We start from the raw sequence: 18,974 nt of genomic DNA on the forward strand, positions 1-18,974 counted from the left end.
GACTGACCCCTTAGTGAGACAAATCAAAACTCCTTCAAGAGAGCTCAACCATGTCGAGATATGGAAGTAGCCTTGTGCGTCCACTTTATTGACAAAGCTAAAAAATGTGAATATCATCATAAACGTTTTGAATCCTTCTTCTATCCAGGGAAAGGCACATAAAGTGCACAGGAAAAGATTAATCTAGTCATGCAATCTATTAATATTCTTATAAGATATTTTTTTTGATCTATTTAGAGAGCAAATGCTCTCTCTCCGAAGGAGGGAAAACATAATGGAAAATTCATTTGAAAACAAGTCGGTTATTGTAACTGGTTCGAGTAAGGGGATTGGTAAAGGAATCGCCAAAGTCTTTGCTGAAAAGGGAGCTAAAGTAGCCATTATTTCTCGTAACCTAGATGAGGCCGAGATATGCGCTGCCGAAATCAGAGCATCCGGTGGATACGCGCAAGGCTTTAGAGGTGATGTCACGGATCGATCTTCTATGGAAATGATGGCACATTCAGTATCGGTGGCCTTTAGCGGCATTGATGTGTTATGTGCTAACTCAGGTATTGCCCCTATGACTACAATTGAAGAAATGGTTGCTGAAGAATGGGATAGCGTGATGAATACTAATGTGCGTGGAGCTTTATTTTCTGTACAGGCTTGTCTGCCATTCTTAAAAAAAGCTGAATATGGAAGAGTGGTGTTAACATCTTCGATTACGGGGCCGGCGACAGGATTTGTAGGATGGTCGCATTACGGTGCGAGTAAGGCTGCCCAACTCGGTTTTATTCGCAGTGCAGCGCTTGAGTTAGCTCCGTTTGGTATTACAATCAATGCGATCATGCCCGGTAATACAATGACTGAAATGATACAAACCTTCCCAGAATACATTGAAACCATGCTTCCAGCTATTCCATTGAAACGGTTTGGAACCGTTGAAGAAATGGGACATGCAGCTGCGTTTCTTGCCTCTAAGGAGGCTGGCTTCATCACGGGACAAACAATTATTATCGACGGAGGACAGAGCTTGCCTGAATCTTAATAAAAACAAGTTTGTACCAAGAGGAATAAAATGAATCCTTGAGTAGTCATACCCCTGTCAAGTAGACGAATGAAAAAAGCTAAGCTGCAAGCGCGTGCCGATACTCGATCGGGGCGCGCTTTTTGAGTTTATCCTGAAACCGCTGAGCTTCGCTCCGTCACCAGATTTGAATATCGCTTTTTAAGTAGTCCACCCCTGAGCTATCAAGTAATCTCGTTCTTCTTTGATACTGGAAAAGGAGGTACGTGTACGCCCCTTCATCGGGCTGGATGAACCCTTGCGCCAATCGAGCGGTTCAGCATTTCGAACCTTCTTCACCCAAACTTTGAGTTGGTTAGCCATACGAAAATCCCCTCCAGGTTCACTCATACCCTCATGGTAACACACAAGGTTTTTTTAGAGTGTCTACTTGAAGGGGATGATACCACCCAGGCGATCCTGACGGTTTTTTGCTGCTTTATTGCAGTGGTTTGTCATGGTAATGACGTCATATATAGAAGGGCGTTAGGACAGATCAGTTTTTATACTGCTCCATCAGGTACATGATCTTTACTTCATCGGCCAAATCTCCAAAGGGTTCTAACGGATTCTCTTGAATGATATGATATAAACGCTGGACTCGTTCCTTTGGCAGTTTGCGTACATATCTGGAAATGAAAGCGGCATGGGTGACTACGTAGCGCTTTTTACGGACAGCTGCACTGGCTACGCGGACGAGAATATCTTCGCCCCCTGCCAATTCCAGAATACGGCGCTCATAAAAGACTACGTATCGGAATGTCCGGTCCTTGATCAGCTCACGATTGAGTCTGGCAATCTCTCCGATATATCTGACCATAAGCGGCTCGAAGCTCTTGATCAGGAGAGGATCGAGCGTTAATTCCATGTCTTTGCGGAGAACAAAAGATTGCAGCAGGGCGACCTGCTGGAGCCTTATCCGATCATTGTGAATGAGTACAGCCATCTCACGCAGCATTTCATAGGAGACACGCTCACTGAGCTGCCGCAGGGCAACCGCGTTTTTATGATTAACGTTTAGTCCTTCCTGGATCTGCCCTATACGACCTCTGAACAGACGTATAAGCTGCCTACGCTGTTCATAAGGATAAATACCCTGCTGTAGAAGCACCAAGGGCAGCAGAAAGAACGCACCGACGATACCGCATAGAAACATTTGTTGCTGCGAGTGGCCGAAAAAAACAGTAGCGGCCAGCAATATGACGCCGACGGCAAGGTCTTTACGAAAATAACGTTTGGCTCTAAGTTTGGCATATTGCTCTACAGGAACTAGTGTATCCCGACCACATGATGTACATTTCTCTTCCCAAAGGGCGGTGAATTGTCCACAACGCTTGCAGACTCTTAGCTTTTGGAAGGCGTGCTCTGTGCGGGTAAATGGGCGAAATTGTACAGCTTGTTTGGAACTATTCATTGCGCTCACTTCTCCGGTTCAGCAGTGCCAGAAGCTCGGTGTCGATTTGTGTAATCGACGGGGCGCGTTTTTTATGTATATAGTAAATTAGTGATTTGATGGCGACAAAAAGAAACATAATCGCCAGACATCCGTATGAGATCATAGTGTACTTCCTCTTTCTGCTTGGATTTTTACTTCAATATTTTACATGGGCGGGTTTCGCTACTGTCATTTTTGTCGTATAAAGGAGAAGGCTGGTGCCCGATTGCCCTTGTTGGGGTATAATTATATCATTACTGCAGGATATTGGTAAAATCTCGCGGTATAACAGGCTTTTTGGTTGGATTCAGACCATTTGGGCAGTATTTTCAGCTGGCGTTCATGTAAAACTCATTATAATTTAATAGTAGGGGAGTACAACTGTAATTTAGAATGAGAATTAACCGGCAAAGGGGTACAAGCGATGTTTAGTAGAGACAGAAAATGGTTTTTGGTCATCGGAATCATATGTACAATGATCATGACCTCGATTTTGGCATGGCAGCCACAGATGGCGAATGCCGCTTCGCCCTCTGCTTCTAAGGTGGATGCGGTGCTGGTCGTCGATGTAAGTAATTCAATGAACACCAGTGATCCTGGGAAAATTGGCAATGAAGCCATGAAAATGTTCATTGATATGCTGTCGACGCAAAATGACAAGGTCGGGATTGTAGCGTATACGGATGTCGTACAGCGCGAGAAAGCCTTGCTTAATATTACATCCGAAGCGGATAAGCAGGAACTGAAGACGTTTATTGACGGACTGAACCGGGGGGCGTATACTGACACCTCCGTGGGTGTCAAGGAAGCGATCCGCATTTTGCAAGATGGTAAAACAGCTGGACATGCGCCTATGATCGTCATGTTGGCCGACGGTAACAACGATTTTAATAAGACGACAGGCAGAACCGAAAGCCAATCCGATCAGGATATGGCACAGGCTGTAGCCGAGGCTAAAAATAGCGGCGTTCCGATCTACACCATCGGCTTGAATGCAGATGGGAAGCTGAATAAAAACAAGCTTGCCGACATAGCGCAGCAAACGGGCGGCAAGTCCTTTATTACAAGCTCAGCGGATGACTTGCCGAACATTTTAAGTGAAATTTTCGCCAGCAATTTGAAGTTGAAAGTGGTGCCTTTGCAGTCCATTACGGCAAACGGCGACTATCAGGATGTAACGGTAACCGTACCGAACGATAGTGTGCTGGAGGCTAACATTTCGATCATGTCCTCGAAACCGGTGGATGCGAGACTGATAGACCCGTCGGGCAACACCAAGCCGATTCCTTCGAGCGATGTGCTGCTGTCCAAGTCCAAAAGCTACTCGCTGATTAAACTGCTCAAGCCTGTGGCTGGTGACTGGAAGCTCCAAGTCAAGGGAGTCCAGCAGGATCAGATTGATATTAATCTGGTGTTTAACTACGATCTGGAGCTGAAAATGGACGCACCGTCCGCCAAATCATACAAAAAAGGCGATGCAGTTCAAATTCGTTCCTACCTGACGAGCAATAGCCAGCAGCTTCAGGATCAGGAATTGTATGCGAATATGAATGCTGTTCTGAAGGTCAAGGATCTGGATTCCGGTACAACGAATGAGGTGCCGTTAACCAATGCAGGGGATTCTTTTACCGGTAGCTATACGATTCCAGATGAGCATGACTACGAACTAACCGTTAGAGCAGAGGAGAAGAGCTTCTACCGTGAAACACAGCCTGTAACCATCAGTGCTAAAGCAGGGGCGACGAGCGGTACGAATACAGGCACAACGCAGCCAACAACACCTGCTGAAAAGTCCAAGCTAATGCCACTCATTCTTTTAGGGCTGGGACTGCTCATTCTGCTGGTTGCCGCATATTTCATCTGGAAGGCTGTCAAAAAGGCCAACCGTGGCTTTGTCGGTCAAATCGTACTGGAAATCCGGGATGAGAACACTGGCGAAAAAACGTATCCACAATACAAGAAGCTGAACACCTTCCGGGGCAAATTTAATCTGCACCAGTTGCTGCAACTGGCACCGGAATTTGCTGGAACCGACAAGGTCGTGTTCACACCAGCCAATCAGGATCGTATCATTGTGCGCAGTACCCCCGAGATTACGATTGAGAAATCCGGACGGGCTGTAGACACAGGCAACGGTCTTGAACTCAAAAACGGTGATCGTCTGACCATCCCGTTAGCCAGTGTGGACAAAACCATTTTACTGGAATTTATTTCAGTAAACAGCTAAACGAACCCTTAGGAGGTCATATCTATGAAACCAGTAGTTAGAGAGCATATCCAACAATTAGACGTATCACTCGGCGGGGGGATCGTAAGCGATAAGATCAGAGTTGATACTATTGATAATCCTATTTTAATTATCGGACTCGGAGGCACGGGAATTGATGCCCTTCTCCGCTTGAAATATCAAATTAACCGCAGATTCAAGCTTCCAGCAGATCCGATCTCCAAGAAAAAGAGCGATAAACCGGACAATGTGGAATTTCTCGCTTTTGAAACGAATGAACAAGACCGCAACAAAAAATACAAGGGGATTGGTTTGGACCCCATCAATGAGTTTGTACTGCTATCCAATGCGGAAATCGGCGGATTGCTGCAAAACCGCAGCATTCTTGAGCCGTACATTACCGATTGGCTGTCTCCAGAGCTGAGCATTACCGATGGTATGAATGGGGCGGCAGGGGTACGTCAGGCAGGACGATTGCTGTTGTTCACCAAAATCAATCAGGTCGTACAAAGTATTGATAAAAAAATCAAAACCTTGTCTGAAGGCACCAACAAGAAGCTTATGGTGTTCCTGCTGTCCGGTTTGTCCGGCGGTACAGGAAGCGGTACTTTCCTCGATATCTCATATATCGTCCGAGGAATTATTGAGCGTGACTATGGTTCTGCAGGTGTAGACCGTGTAAATACATTAGGTTATCTGTTTACACCGGACATTAATTTAGCGAACAAGAGCCTGAGCGAGCATACACGTGAATATATTAAAAAGAACGGCTATGCTGCACTGAAAGAGCTGGACTATTGGATGAATGTAGACAGCCGTGGTGAACGCTTTAAACAGCAGTACGGAAATATTTTGACCGTGAACTCGCCGCTTCCGCCGTTTAATCTGTGTCATCTCATTTCGGCCACGAATACGGAAGGCAAGCTGTTGGAAAATGCTTATGATTACTGCATGAATGTCACCGCCGAGAACATCACCAACTTTATGGCGAGTGAGGAAAAACAGTCAGGTGAAGAGTTTGCCATTCATGACTATATCAGCAATATCCGTACCAACATCGCACAAATGAATAAGGCCTATCCGGCAAACTACGATTACAATATTATCGGGGCTTCCTCGGCGGTACTGCCAATGGAGGAAATGACGACATATCTGGCCTATCGAATGTTTGGCAAAATGTCCAAAATGTTTGAGCAATCGCCAAATCAAGAGGATGTAGAGAAGTTTGCCCGCAAGTTGGGCGTGGATCTGGATAGCATGATTAAAAACTTTGAATCCCGTGTACCTGAGCCGCTTCCGGGCTTTGAAAACAGTGAACGGTTGAGTTATAGCAATGTTGTTAAAATGCAAGTTGTCAATATGGACACCGAGCTGGAGCAAACGTTCCTGACGCGTGCCCGCGAAGAGTATATCAAAGCGAAGAAACAGCTTCCTGGCGAAATTACAGGACAGTTTACGGACCAAATCCGCCGGATGTTTCTGCATCCTGAGCAAGGGCCGTTTTATGTATCCCGCATGATTTATACTGAAAAAGGATTTAGCTTGCTGAAAATGCTGCTTTCATATGTTGAGACGTTGCGTGAATCACTGCACCGTATTCCAACGGACATTGAATGGGCGCGTGAGCAGGCGAATGAAAAGCTGGGCGATGCCAAGAGCGCGTTTGTGTCCAAGGATAAAAAGAAAAATGCGTACATTGAAGCGAAAATTAACGAATATTGGCTGCGGGCTGATGTGGAACGTACAGAGCAGCTCATTGAATTTTATGAAGACCTGTATGACCTGTTGAACAAGGAAAATAGCCGCATTTATAATGTATTTACTGAAATTTTGAACGCATTGAGCGCAATTTTCGAGAAGAATGGCGATCTGCTGATTAACGGCGAGGAACAGTCCGATCACAAAGGTAACAAAACGTACTATTGGAATCTGGTAAGTGTACCGGATATTTCTGAAGTTGTGACCAAGCTGCTGGACAACCGCAACGGTGATGATTTGATTCGTGATTTTGCCCAAGAATTGCTCGAAAATTCAGATCAATGGGTGAAGGATCAGGATATGGACATCATTAGCTCAATCTCCAACTTCTTGACTGATAAGTTTGGTGATCTCATTACCCGTTCCATGGAGGATTTCCTCGTCATGAAATACGGGCAAGATGAAGCCATTGAAAAATTTGTGGAGCGCTACATTGCGAGCAAACTGGATGAGGAAGCTGTACCTGTGTTCCATTTGAGCAATAGCTCTGGCAACTTGTACTTCCCATCATGGGGATTCGTTTCAGTACCAGTACAGTCGCCTAATATCCTGAAAGGCGTTCGCAATTATCAAAATAATGCAATTGGCAAATCACACTTTACTATTAAAGAGAGTGAAGTTCGTAACCGGATTTTCTGGCTCAATACGCGTAATGGTGTACCTCTGTTTGTATATACGCCGCTCAAAGTGTATGAAGAAAGCTATGAAAAAACGATTCTTGACCGCGAAGGTATTGGCCGCCATCTGGTGCAAACAGGTCAGAACAACTGGACTAATCTGCCGTCGCCGATTCCTGAAAAGTCATGGGGCGAAACTTACGTCAATTCGCGTGTGCAAGCTTACAATGCCCGCATTCGTAATGATTTTGACCGTGCCAAGTCACTTGGCGTGATTCGGGAAAAGGATGTCGATCAGAATACGAGCAGCCGCTTCACTGTAATCCGTTCACATGCGCTAGATCTGAATGCGATGCTGGCAGGCTACGATATGCGCTTGCAGGAATCCAAGCCGAATTTGGGTGAGGTAAAAAGAGCATGGTCTGAGTTGAAACGTCTGCTGGCTGAAGGGCTGGAGCAGGCCGGAAGCAAGGACATCTTTGGCAGCATCAATGAAGAGATGGCGAAGGAAAACCTGATCCGTTCACCAGAATTAACACAGGTGGTTCGTGAAGAACTGGCGAAATATACACTAATTGAAGCGAAAGCCGCTGAATTGGAAGCTTTGCTGGGCAAATATCAGGATGAAGAAAAATGGCTGGATCAGTTCATTCAGGCACTCTATACGGACACGATTACGAAAAAAGGTGCTTTGTACGTCTATGATCGCGACGAAGAGGAAGAGGCTTGGGAGCCATTTGCCAATGTCATGAAGAGCCGTAATTATGTAGAGTTTGAAGTGTTTACAAACTTCCGTGGTTTGGAAGAAAAGAAATTTGCTGCTCTAATGCGCAAGGCGGATCGCCGTGATGCTGTATTGACTTCATCTGAGGATATTACACCATTGCTGGCGAAGCTGGATGAACTGGCTGCAACTTACACAGAGGCCCGCAATCAATTGGAATATGAAAAGGTGGAGCTCGCTAACGGAGCGGAACTTTATGCATTCTATGCTCAAATGGCTGGAAAATTAAACGACATCCGCAGAAAGTTGAAGTAAAGTATGAGAGAGCAGCTGTTACGTTATGCGGCTGACTATGCAGCCGCAGAGGACCAATTAATCGGAAGCGGGGATGGACGCAGTAGCATCCATTTCCCGTCCGTGTTTCTTTTTATCGGTGATCGCATGAACCCGGTGATGAACACCATTGCAGATATCAACCGGACCAAGTGGGATAACAGCACGGGAGTAACGTATATTCAGATCCGCTCGCAGGAAGAACATGCGGCTGTAGATCGTTCGGTGGATGCTATTGTTCATACGATAGCGGTACCGGAGGAAAGTGGCCACCAAACGATACGCCGTGACTTGCACCAGGCTTTTTATACACATGAATCGCAGCTAATTGAGCTTAACACCGCGTTGCGCCGGGCTAGTGGACATCTGGCAGATTACGGTCGGTTGTATTCTTCGTTCGAGCGTGTCCATTTGTCGATTTTGACGACAGCGGATGACCCCATGAACGTATTAATCCCTGAAATTACGCTGTTGGCGGAGTATATTTTTGCACAGTCTTTTAAATCGGTACAAATGGATCTGTATGTGTTGGTGAATGAAAGCGATCAGGCTGTCCAATTCGGCTACAGTAGTGCAACGTCCGTTGCTTTCATGCGGGAGCTGGACTATATCCAGAGTCCAGAGTATACGTTTACGGCACCGCTTCATATGACCGAGGACAAATTGACCATTCCAGTATCCCATGCTCCATCACCGTTGTTCGATCTCGTCTATGTGCTGTCCGACAAGAACGAACGCGGCGTAACGGTGCCGAATAGCCTGCGGGAAAGCTGTGACATCATTTGCCACATTCAGCTTCTTAAAAACCGCTATCAGGCAGGAGATTCCTATCGGTCACAGGATGGGGGATACAACAATACATCGTTTAAAAACAACATCATGACGGAATCCGGGCGGCAGGGTTATGTGTCGGCTGGATTTTCCCGAGTCAACCGCCCTAACCAGTCAATCGCACTCACGGTGCTGTATCACTTTTATGTAAAGCTGCTAGAGCGTATGAGAACAGAGCAGGAGTGGGACATACGCGATAAGCTGAATTATTTTGGTTTAGATGCTGCTGAACGCGGTCGCACGCGAAATGATCTCGTTCCTGGTAATGAGGCGATCACGGACATGAGCGCACTGATGACCAGCGGAGCCAGCTACGGCTCCTTGAAGCGAATGACATTACGTGAGGCGGAGGAAGCCTTGTTCGGTCAGGGCTGCGAAGCCTTTTTCCGCGATAACTGTGAACGGATTATGCACAAACGGTTGGGAGATTTTCAGGCGGAATCAGGTCTGCAGTTGGCTGTGAATGCAGCTTCCAAGGAATATCCTGAAATCGGCTTATTCGAGTTGACAGACTGGACGGATGAAAATAAAACAGGAAATGTGCTTACGGCCATTCGGGGGCTGATTCGGGATACGTCCAATGACTTGCAGATTAGTACCGCTGAACTGGACACCCTGTATAGCGGTCAGGTGGAGGACCAGCCTTTTCAACGACTGCCACTCATGGATAAGCATAATGTGCGTAGCTTGATCCGTTACCTGACCGAGACGGTTTACGGGCACAAGCTGCACATGCTGCGGATTCAAGCGGATTTGGAGCTGCTTCGTCGCTATGAACTGGCACTAGAAAAATGGCATGCACAGGCGAAGCATATTACAGTACAGCTTTCCAGCCTGGAGCGTGAACTGCATCAAGCTGCAACGGATAGTATTCGGCAGGCTGATAGTTACACAGGTCAAAACCTGTTCGAGTATTACGAGCGTGTGACGGAGGATGTCATGCGTGAGCTGGAAAGCAAGCGGGGAAAATCTATATTCTTTGATACCCGGCATATGGGGCCTGTATCCGGATTGCTGGACGGGGGCCTGTCCGCATTGGTGGATCGACTTACGCAGACCTGTCGAACCTTGATTCTCAGTTCACAGCCGTTTAATCAGACCTTCGAAGAAGAATTATTGCGGCGTGCCAATGTAGCTGCTGCATATGAAAATCGGCTGGTCGTTCCGAAGGATGAGCTTTTTAAAAAACTGTATCAAACGTTAGAGGAACATGGTGGAATTAACGTACGTTTGCTCGACTATACCCATGAGCATCGGTATGAAGAAAAGTACTTCTTTGGTGACTACGAAGGCGAATTTCTTCCTTATGCGATGGATGTGGACATTACTTCGCGTATTTACAAGTTGGGTTTTGTACATGAGCGTCGCAGCAGCGGGGTGGAAAAGCTGCATTTGATGGGCGGCTTCCATCTGGAGGATCTGATGGTTTACCGCAACGGCAAAACGTATTATGAGACATATACTGCGAATGGTTTCGTGTTTCACGGAATCGACGTGGACCGGTTGCCGGAATTGCGGTAGCCACATATTAATCCTACTTTAATGATGGAAGGAAGCAACGATTCTTATGAAGCAACGTAAATTTAACGTTCTCCTATTACTGTTCGGCTTGTTGGGTGCTGTAGTAGGCTTCATCTTGGGAGAGCTTATTCTTCACAAATTGATAGGGCACTGGCCGCATATCGTCGTGATTGGGCTGTATTTTGGCATCATGGCACTGTGCATTGGCCTAGGTTGTCTGATTGGCGAACTAATTTCGCCACAGTTAAATGGGCATTCATGGCGGCAGCGCTACTCTGGGTTATCCTGGAAGTTACTGGTGCCTGCTACACTAGTGATGTTGTTCGTGGCAGGTCTGCTATTGGAGTTGGGCTATCAGGTTAACCCTGAAGGGCGCAAGAGCGTACAGGACCTCGTGCTTGTGATTGATAATTCCGGGAGTATGCAGCAAACAGATCCCGATAATGAGCGCCTAACGGCTGCCAAGAGTCTGATTGGCCAAATGGATGGAGACAAGCGGGTAGCCATTGTTTCATTTGAATCTGCTGCGCAGTTGGTTCAGCCATTTACTCCCATTGGCACAGATGCAGAGAAGCAAGCGGTTTATTCCAAAATCGATAGTATGCAGACTATAATGTCAGGCGGTACAGAGATCGGGCTTGCTTTGGACGAGACGATCAAAGAGATTGAAACCCAAGGTAATGCAGAAAAAGGTTCTCTCGTTATCATGCTCTCTGATGGCTTTAGCGATCTGGATACCCAGACAGCATTGGCTCCTTATATCGCCCGCCAGATTCCGATTAATACGATCGGGCTGAAACTGGCAGAGTCGGATGGTATAGCCTTATTGCAAAATATTGCTGACCTGACGGGCGGAACTTATTCTAATGTAGCCAATGCCCAAGGACTTACTCAGGCGTTCGGAAAAATATATAACAAAATCGGTGATCGCACACTGGTAACGGAGCGGACAGGTGAGTATGCCGACAGTCTGTATTTTGCCATTTATCGCGTAACGGCGCTGGTCATTATCGGCGCTTTATTGGGATTGGCTCTTGGGCTGATGTTCGATAACCGTTTTCTCGCACGGAATTTTGCGATTGGAGGAGTCCCGGCAGGCTTGCTCGCTGGTTTTATTTTGGAAAAGGGACTATCTGGCTCGCCTATAGGCGACTTGATGATTCGTTTGGTGGCAGCGCTCGTACTGGCAGCCCTTATTGCTGTCTTTTCGCTTGTTCTGCCGATTGCGGAAAATACTCGCCGATCTTCCGGTGGAGGAAGTCAGGGTGCGCCATCAGGACGCCGGAGAGGGGCACCGGAAGCCCCGACGCGCAATCGACGCAGCAGTGGATTTTAGAACGGGAGGCTGGAACTTATGCAGTATAGGGAAGCACAGCCCGGTGATCCTATTATTTCGGAGCTGAGCCACAAAATTGATGACAACCGGGTTGTGTTACGCTGGCAGTGGCCTGAGGGCGCAGCCGTGGTATATATTGCGAAACAATCAGCCGATGCAGGTGTGAATGGGCAAAATGAAGGTGAAGTTTTACCGCCTTTTTCAAGCCTAAAACTTTTTACACGCGAGGAGTATAAGGCTGCTGGCAGCTATCGTGACCGAATTGAAGGCATTGGACGCGTGCGGTATATCGTATATCCAGCTGTTCGGGAGGATGGAGACACTTACGTGATCCGTCAGCAAGACGGAGCCAACCAACTGGAGTTGAGCACGGGGAGGGCTAAAATCAGATATGCAGTTCACCATAAAAAAAGCTGGTTTCGCAGCCGCAAAACCGTCCAGATTCAGGTGACAGCCGAAGTTCCTGTCCCGCAAGAGGCGCTTTGCTACGTGAAGAAGCGCGGGGGTTATCCAGCAGACCGGGACGATGGAACCTTGTATCCGTTCACGGCACCTTTTGCCGCGGGACGGAATGTTTTACCCGCTGTTGAAGTGGGGGGAGATGAATATGTGCGGCTGTTTTTTACGGATGGCCAGAAATATGGCACGGTATATGAATTAGTCCCTGAATGAAAGGAGGCCGCAACCGATGAGTTTTCTTAGCAATTTATTCAGAAGAAAGCCACAGGCAGCGCCAAGGCCGTTATTTTATGATATTGTGTGCCCTTATTGCTTTAGTAAATTTTCCCCGGAGGAAGTGGTATTCCGTGCTTCTCATCACCGTGAAGATGACGAGGACTACGCTTTGGGTGAAGATGAGCTGTTGAACAAATATCGGGAGCGTTTTGGTTTGGACAGTGTGCATGATATGGAGGCGATTTTGCATCCCCATGATGTCCCTGAGGAACATCGATTGTATTCTGATCATGTACTGACAGGACTGACGGACCGTTATGGCGAGCTGACGCGTCACCGACTGTGCCCGCACTGCCATAACGAACTGCCCGTGACCGCGGGTAAGGTGCCTAGCAATATCATTTCGATCATTGGAGCTTCGCAGGCGGGGAAATCTGTTTATATGACCTCACTGATTCACACGTTGCAGCATGTTACGGCCGATCATTTTGACGCGGCTTGCATGCCGCTCAATGCAGAGATCAGCCGAAAGTTCCGCACCATGTATGAGGAACCCCTATTTGAACGAGGGGATCTGCTTACATCGACACAAAAAGAAAAGATGCAGGAGCCTTTTATCTTCCAGTTTGTATTTAAGGATGAGGAAAAGCCGCCACTGACGCTGGTATTTTTTGATGTCGCCGGTGAGGGAATGGTAGATCAGGACTATCTGGGACTGCATGGACAGCATATTAAGAATTCTGCAGGTATTCTCTTTATGGTCGATCCACTGCAAATCCGCTCTATTCGGGAGCGCATTAAGATTAACCTTGGCGATAAGCCGGGTGAATGGGTCTCGCAATACGATGAACCGCGTGATGTCGTACTTACGATGTTCGGTGATTTTATCGCTTATCAGGAAAAAGGGAAAACGGATATTCCGACCGCTGTCGTCCTGACCAAAAGTGATATGCTTACTGCGTTGGCAGATGAAGAAGGCACATACATCAAGACGAACAGCAATATTTTTAATCCGATGGAGCATCGCAAATATATGGATTTGGATGAGTTCGCGAACATTGATGGCGAAGTTCGACGCTTCATCGAAAAGGTGGATAAGCCGTTCAAGGGCACGATGGATGTATATTTTACGGATACGGCCTATTTCGCAGTTTCCGCGCTGGGTAGCAATCCGGTGGAGCAAAAGCTGCAAGGGTTGGTTAGTCCGATCCGTGTGGATGAGCCATTCATTTGGCTGCTTTATAAGTTGAAGTACATTGAGGGGAGAGAATCACAGTGAGTTATTCTACCTCTCATTTAATACAACAGCAGATGTACACACGGGAACGGCGTGGTATTTTCCGTTCTACGGAAGGCTTCGATACAGTGGCTAATTCCAAAGGATTGGATGCTTCTTTTATTAAAAAGGTGCTCCATCCCTTATGTGTATATGATGCGCCTGCTGCTTTGACGGCGCGTGGTGAGAAACAGGAAAGCGTCTATCCGGAAGCTATACATCTGGTACGGACGGAGTCCGGGGATGTAGTGCTTGGCCGCAGTATTTATAAGGCCGCGGATTTTACTGGGCTGCGGAGCGCCTTTTTCACGCACAACTATGTGATTCCAGCCGGACATGGTGAATCTCCGTCTGACTATAAGCAGTGGCTGAACACATCCTTTGTTGATACCTATGATATTGAGCAGGGAACGGATTTGCCGGAATTGGAGCGTCTACCGGGTGGAAGTGTATTTCCGGCTGTTGACCCGTCTACAGTGCTGACTCAATTACAGCTGAGCGAAGAAGTGTTCAAACAGCTTTTATACGCAGTCATGATGTCCGCAGCAGGTCGCAAAAAGGTATATGTAGCGCTGAATGTTCCTGTAGAAGCGGTCGGATCTTCAGCCAAGCAGCTACTGGGTGTGCTGTATGCGGCACTGCCTTATGCATTTCGTAACAGACTCGGATTTCTTACATATGCACAGGAACCGAACAGCAGAAAAGGCATTCACTTGATGTTCGTTGAGCCTTTTAGTTTGCGTCCCGGTGATCGGAATGTGGAAAAGGACTTTGTATTTGACCTGTCTAACCATAGTCGAATACTTAATGTGGATGCAGAGCAGGTGAGACAGCCGTATTTTGACTGGATTGTTCGTACGTTGCTGAATGGTGAGACGCCGGACGATTTCTTCAAATTTGCCGAGCAAATGCTGACAGGTATGGAGGCCGGGCGTGATTTGACGCCATCCAGCTATCATGAGCTCATTACGTTGTACAGAATTGAGCAGGGAGAGCGGGCATTATACAACGAACAACGAATCGCTGTGTTACGAAGCTTGACTGATTATTTATCGCCACCCGATGCGCTGCCACGTAAAATGAGGCTGAATGATCTGTTTCTGTCGTTTTTTGATCATGAATTTGATCGGGTGAAGGATGGATATATTCCAGACGTAGGTCTAGTCGATAGTTTCAAGGACTATTATAAAGTTCATGCACGCAGCAGCGAAAATCGGTTGGTGGAATATTTAATCCGTTCGCTAAACAATGCTTATACTGCCAGAAATACGGAAGCAGTTACGTATATTTATCATACGATTGAAGAAAATCCATCATTAGGCAAGGCATATTTTACGAAAGTGTTGGGTAATCCAGCACTTACAAAAATGCTGTTCATTCCCTACATGGACAGTCAGATGAAAAGAACACCGGATGCCAAGGGACTGCTGGCTGTTGTGCACGAATGGGGCAGTCGGTATATCGAAGTGTCGGCGAATGCCGATTTTCAGCTTTTGGCAGAATCTGCGCTGATGGGCAGACTGCGTGCCGAAAGAAAACCAGTAGAGGCTGTGGCTGCCATTCACCAACGCTTGCGTCAATGGGACAGCAGCTCTGCCGTAGGCAAACTGTCCCCGTTGGAGCAATCTGGATTGACAGAGCGCTTGCAGGAAGCGTCGGATCGGTATTTACTTACCGAAGTAGAGCTAAAAGAAATATCACCCGATCAGGTCGTACAGATTCCATTTTTCACACGGCCCGATTTGGTGCAGTGGGTTGGAAAGCTGCCTGCTCCTCTCAAGGGACAAGCAGTGCGATTGATTGCGGCTTACGATTGGTTTAATACGGAGGAACCGGAACCGGCGGTGCTGGACGGCCTGGAGCCTGGCGAAGTAGAAAAGGTACAGGATTGGGCTTATGGCTGGCTGCCCCAGCAGCTTGCGGAAGGCCATTTTGCCCGTCTGTTGCCTGCTTTCTATCGTTCTGACGGGCCGGGAGAAGGAATATTGGACTTCGCTCGCCTAGTCGGTTCGATCCGCAAATGGGCGAAGGATAACGATACGATGTACCGTTTTATCCGATGGTCAGAGGAACACCCCGAGTTTGCTACTCCACGTGGCGGTTTCGAACCGGCGTATCGACGTGCGCTACTTCTATTCTTCCAAAAGGAAGGACGAGAGGGATTGCACAAAAAAACGCTGTGGCGTCAATATTTTGAACCTGCAAAGCCTGCTTTTAAAAATTTCTATTTGGCAGCAAAGCGGGAGACGGACACGCCGTTGGTCAAAACACTTCGTCGTTTCCGTAAAGGTGGGGTGATTTCCGGGATTGTGCTGATTGTCATTGTAGGTACGCTAGGTGGCCTTAAAGCAACCGGAGTGATCGGATCTGTTGACACACCTGCGCCTGTTGCTGCTCCGAAGCCTGTACAACAGCCTGTAGAGCCTACAGTGCCCGTAAAAGAGGAGCCTACGGCGATAGTGACACATGTGCCTAATACCAAGTCCACTACGAAAATGGTCAAGCTGTTGTTTGCGTTTCAGACATCGACAGAGCAGGCAGAATTTAAGCCGAAGAAGCTCGTCATTGTCGGGACGGATCAACAGGAGCACTTATACGAAAATTTTACGCTTGCTGAACAGAACGACAAGGAAGTAGCCATTAAAGCGAACAATGATCCATCCAGTGACGTAAACACTGGGAGCGCCACTACAAAAAGCACGACAGCAGATGGACAATCCACAGACAGTGGTGGTAAACCCAGTGGAACAAGCGGTGATCAGTCTGGAGCAGTGACAGGCAATACGGACGGAGGCTCGACTTCAGAGATTTCTACTGAGGGTAGTGGTAATGGAACCAATACAGACACTGACGCACCATCGGAGTATGATCTGAAGAAGTATCCTTATCGTACGCTGTTGACCATTTGGCAACGGCTGGAGCTGAATGATGCTAGTACGGTTACCGTTGATGGAGAAGAATATCCGCTAGTTCAAGTGAAAACTGCGGACTAAGCAACAATAAAACAGTAATGAATGATGAATGAAGTAAAAGACGGGTTTCCTTCAAGGGCTCGTCTTTTATTATGCCTATATTTCCATAAAGGATGAATTCAAAATTTGAAATTCACCTTATCTAATAAAACATCATTTTACGAAAGTATTGACACCAACTAGGCAGCTGATTAAAATTAGTTGGAATTCAAACTATTAAAATTAGATAGATATGGAGGTTAGTAGTGAGATGGGAAGTGAGGTGTATCCCGTTTGTCTTCCTTGGGAGGAAGAGAGTACGATGTATTTAATTAAATGGATTTTCACTACCGTCCGGCGCGAAATTGAAACAGCACTGCGCCCTTTGGGGCTCACCTCCCCACAATCGCAGACGCTCTATATACTGGCGATGTCGCCTGGAGTCACCAATACGGATTTGGAAAAGCTATTGCTTATTGATAAATCAAGCGTTACCAGCCTGGTTAACGGGATCGTTAAGAAAAACTGGGCAGTACGCAAAAGTCACCCGGAAGATGCACGAATGAAGCAAATCTATTTGACTGAGGAAGGTTTGGAGATTCACAAGACAGCTGAACGTACCATTGAGGCAATTAAAAGCTCGGTAGGTGAAACGTTATCTGTCGGAGAATCGGAGACGCTGCGCGGCCTGCTTAAAAAAATTCTCCACGATTACCGTTATGCGAACACCCGCGTTTGAGCGGATATATATAGAGTTTACCCGGATAGGGATATTCAAAAGCAGTGAAATACGATCTTAGATAAGAGGTTTACAGGAGAGGGAGACAACCAAATGATAAATGAACAAACTTATCCCAATGCGGATAAGCTTATGCGTGTGTTGGCTTTCACACTTGTTTTTTCAGTGATGAACGCTTTTATGTTTAATGTCGTTATGCCTGTGATTCGGGAGGAGTTTCATATTAGTGCTTCCGATGTAAGTTGGCTGCTGACTGGCTATATGATCGTGTATGCGGTTGGCTCGGTGACCTACGGCAAATTGGCAGATAAATATCGTCTTAAGGATTTGCTGACGTTTGGGATTATCTTTTTTGCACTGGGTTCGCTTATTGGACTGTTGGCCAATCAATTTTGGATGCTCATTGTAGCTCGTTTGCTTCAGGCTGCAGGGGCTGCAGTTATTCCGGCAACTGCTATGATCGTCCCAGTCCGTTATTTCTCGGCTGAAAAAAGAGGACGTGCTTTGGGCGTCACAGCAATCGGCTTGGCGTTAGGTACTGCACTGGCTCCGATTATTTCCGGTTTGATCACAGGCTTTGCAAGCTGGCGTTTTTTGTTCGTCATTTCCATGCTACCACTGATCGCATTGCCGTTTTTCCGCAAATATTTGGACGATCAGCGTGGAGAGGATCAGAAGTTCGATTTTCTTGGTGGATTATTGCTGGGTGGAACAGTAGCCTTCTTGTTACTTTCGATTTCGCAAACCAATATGATGTTTTTTCTGCTCGGTATGGTGTTATTTGCACTGTTTATATGGCGCATTAACACTGCGCATGATCCATTCATCCAGCCGAAGCTGTTCCGTAACAAGCAATATTCATACGGGCTCCTTATCGCTTTTTTAGGGACGGGGATTAGCTTTGGATTGCCGTACTTGGCACCGCAGTTTCTGAACAGTCTCAATCAGCTTACGCCGGCAATAATTGGACTGGTTATGTTTCCGGCTGCTATTGCTTCGGCTCTATTGGGTAAAAGAGGGGGGCGTTTGGCGGATAGTAAAGGAAATTCGTTTCTCGTCTATACAGCTGTATCGCTTTTGTTCATCTGTTTTATCAGCTTGTCTACGTTTGTGGGTGCATCTCCGTATCTGATTTTATTTTTGCTTATTTTCGGAAACGTAGGTCAGACCTTCATGCAAATTGCCATGTCCAACACGATTTCTCGTACCTTGTCGAAAGACCAGATTGGTGTTGGAATGGGGCTGCTATCTCTGCTGAATTTCATTGCCGGAGCGATCACGACAAGTATTTTGGGCAAAACGCTGGATAGTTCGTCGTCCTTTCATTTGAATCCTGTCGTATCTAATGTGCAGGTGTTCAATTTTAGCAATATTTTTACGGTGCTTGCACTGATTGCGCTTGTGACGATGGGACTTTATGCGTTGCAATTCCGAAGGGGTTCACGCCGTAATACGCCTGCTGTTGAACAAGGATAAACATTTGATGCAAACTCATGCCAAAAC

At 46.8% G+C, this 18,974-nt stretch carries 13 protein-coding genes; 10 read left to right on the forward strand and 3 right to left on the reverse strand.

What is annotated here, in order from left to right; translation table 11 throughout:
* The first annotated feature begins 274 nt into the window (after positions 1-274).
* On the forward strand, positions 275-1,030 hold the full coding sequence (gene fabG, locus ACUUJN_RS11455; protein ID WP_068940776.1) for a 3-oxoacyl-ACP reductase FabG: 756 nt from the start codon (positions 275-277) through the stop codon (positions 1,028-1,030).
* Positions 1,031-1,210: 180 nt separating this feature from the next.
* On the opposite strand, the gene ACUUJN_RS11460 is transcribed toward fabG, so the two are convergent.
* From ACUUJN_RS11460 to ACUUJN_RS11470, 3 genes are all read right to left on the reverse strand, one after another.
* Complete coding sequence (locus ACUUJN_RS11460) at positions 1,211-1,372, reverse strand: hypothetical protein (RefSeq protein WP_023988383.1); 162 nt, start codon at positions 1,370-1,372, stop codon at positions 1,211-1,213.
* 172 nt (positions 1,373-1,544) lie between these two features.
* Positions 1,545-2,462, reverse strand: coding sequence for a hypothetical protein (locus ACUUJN_RS11465; RefSeq protein ID WP_023988384.1), 918 nt, complete (start codon positions 2,460-2,462; stop codon positions 1,545-1,547).
* Positions 2,455-2,607: a hypothetical protein gene (locus tag ACUUJN_RS11470; RefSeq protein WP_023988385.1), complete on the reverse strand. Its 153-nt coding sequence runs from the start codon at positions 2,605-2,607 to the stop codon at positions 2,455-2,457. Before ACUUJN_RS11470 ends, ACUUJN_RS11465 begins: the two co-directional genes overlap by 8 nt.
* A gap of 300 nt (positions 2,608-2,907) precedes the next feature.
* On the opposite strand from ACUUJN_RS11470, the gene ACUUJN_RS11475 reads away from it, so the two are divergent.
* The 9 genes from ACUUJN_RS11475 (at position 2,908) to ACUUJN_RS11515 (ending at position 18,947) form a co-directional block, all read left to right on the forward strand.
* Entirely contained in the window at positions 2,908-4,710 is a 1,803-nt protein-coding gene (locus tag ACUUJN_RS11475; protein WP_023988386.1) for a vWA domain-containing protein, read from the forward strand.
* Between the two features lie 24 nt (positions 4,711-4,734).
* On the forward strand, positions 4,735-8,124 hold the full coding sequence (locus ACUUJN_RS11480) for a tubulin-like doman-containing protein (RefSeq protein ID WP_023988387.1): 3,390 nt from the start codon (positions 4,735-4,737) through the stop codon (positions 8,122-8,124).
* Between the two features lie 3 nt (positions 8,125-8,127).
* Positions 8,128-10,494, forward strand: coding sequence for a transcription initiation factor TFIID (locus ACUUJN_RS11485; protein ID WP_484669649.1), 2,367 nt, complete (start codon positions 8,128-8,130; stop codon positions 10,492-10,494).
* A gap of 46 nt (positions 10,495-10,540) precedes the next feature.
* Positions 10,541-11,830: a vWA domain-containing protein gene (locus tag ACUUJN_RS11490; protein WP_023988389.1), complete on the forward strand. Its 1,290-nt coding sequence runs from the start codon at positions 10,541-10,543 to the stop codon at positions 11,828-11,830.
* Between the two features lie 18 nt (positions 11,831-11,848).
* Positions 11,849-12,502 (forward strand): beta-mannanase, encoded by a 654-nt coding sequence (locus ACUUJN_RS11495; protein WP_071558813.1) that lies wholly within the window; start codon positions 11,849-11,851, stop codon positions 12,500-12,502.
* A gap of 16 nt (positions 12,503-12,518) precedes the next feature.
* Positions 12,519-13,784, forward strand: coding sequence for a TRAFAC clade GTPase domain-containing protein (locus ACUUJN_RS11500; RefSeq protein ID WP_023988391.1), 1,266 nt, complete (start codon positions 12,519-12,521; stop codon positions 13,782-13,784).
* Positions 13,781-16,774, forward strand: a complete 2,994-nt coding sequence (locus ACUUJN_RS11505) for a GAP1-N2 domain-containing protein (RefSeq protein ID WP_484669650.1) — start codon at positions 13,781-13,783, stop codon at positions 16,772-16,774. The genes ACUUJN_RS11500 and ACUUJN_RS11505 overlap by 4 nt, the downstream gene beginning before the upstream one ends.
* Before the next feature lie 229 nt (positions 16,775-17,003).
* A complete protein-coding gene (locus tag ACUUJN_RS11510) occupies positions 17,004-17,471 on the forward strand; it encodes a MarR family winged helix-turn-helix transcriptional regulator (RefSeq protein WP_023988393.1) in 468 nt (155 codons plus the stop codon).
* Positions 17,472-17,564: 93 nt separating this feature from the next.
* A complete protein-coding gene (locus tag ACUUJN_RS11515) occupies positions 17,565-18,947 on the forward strand; it encodes an MFS transporter (RefSeq protein ID WP_028542356.1) in 1,383 nt (460 codons plus the stop codon).
* The last annotated feature ends 27 nt before the right edge of the window (positions 18,948-18,974 follow it).

This window comes from Paenibacillus sp. LRG-1 (assembly GCF_057220305.1).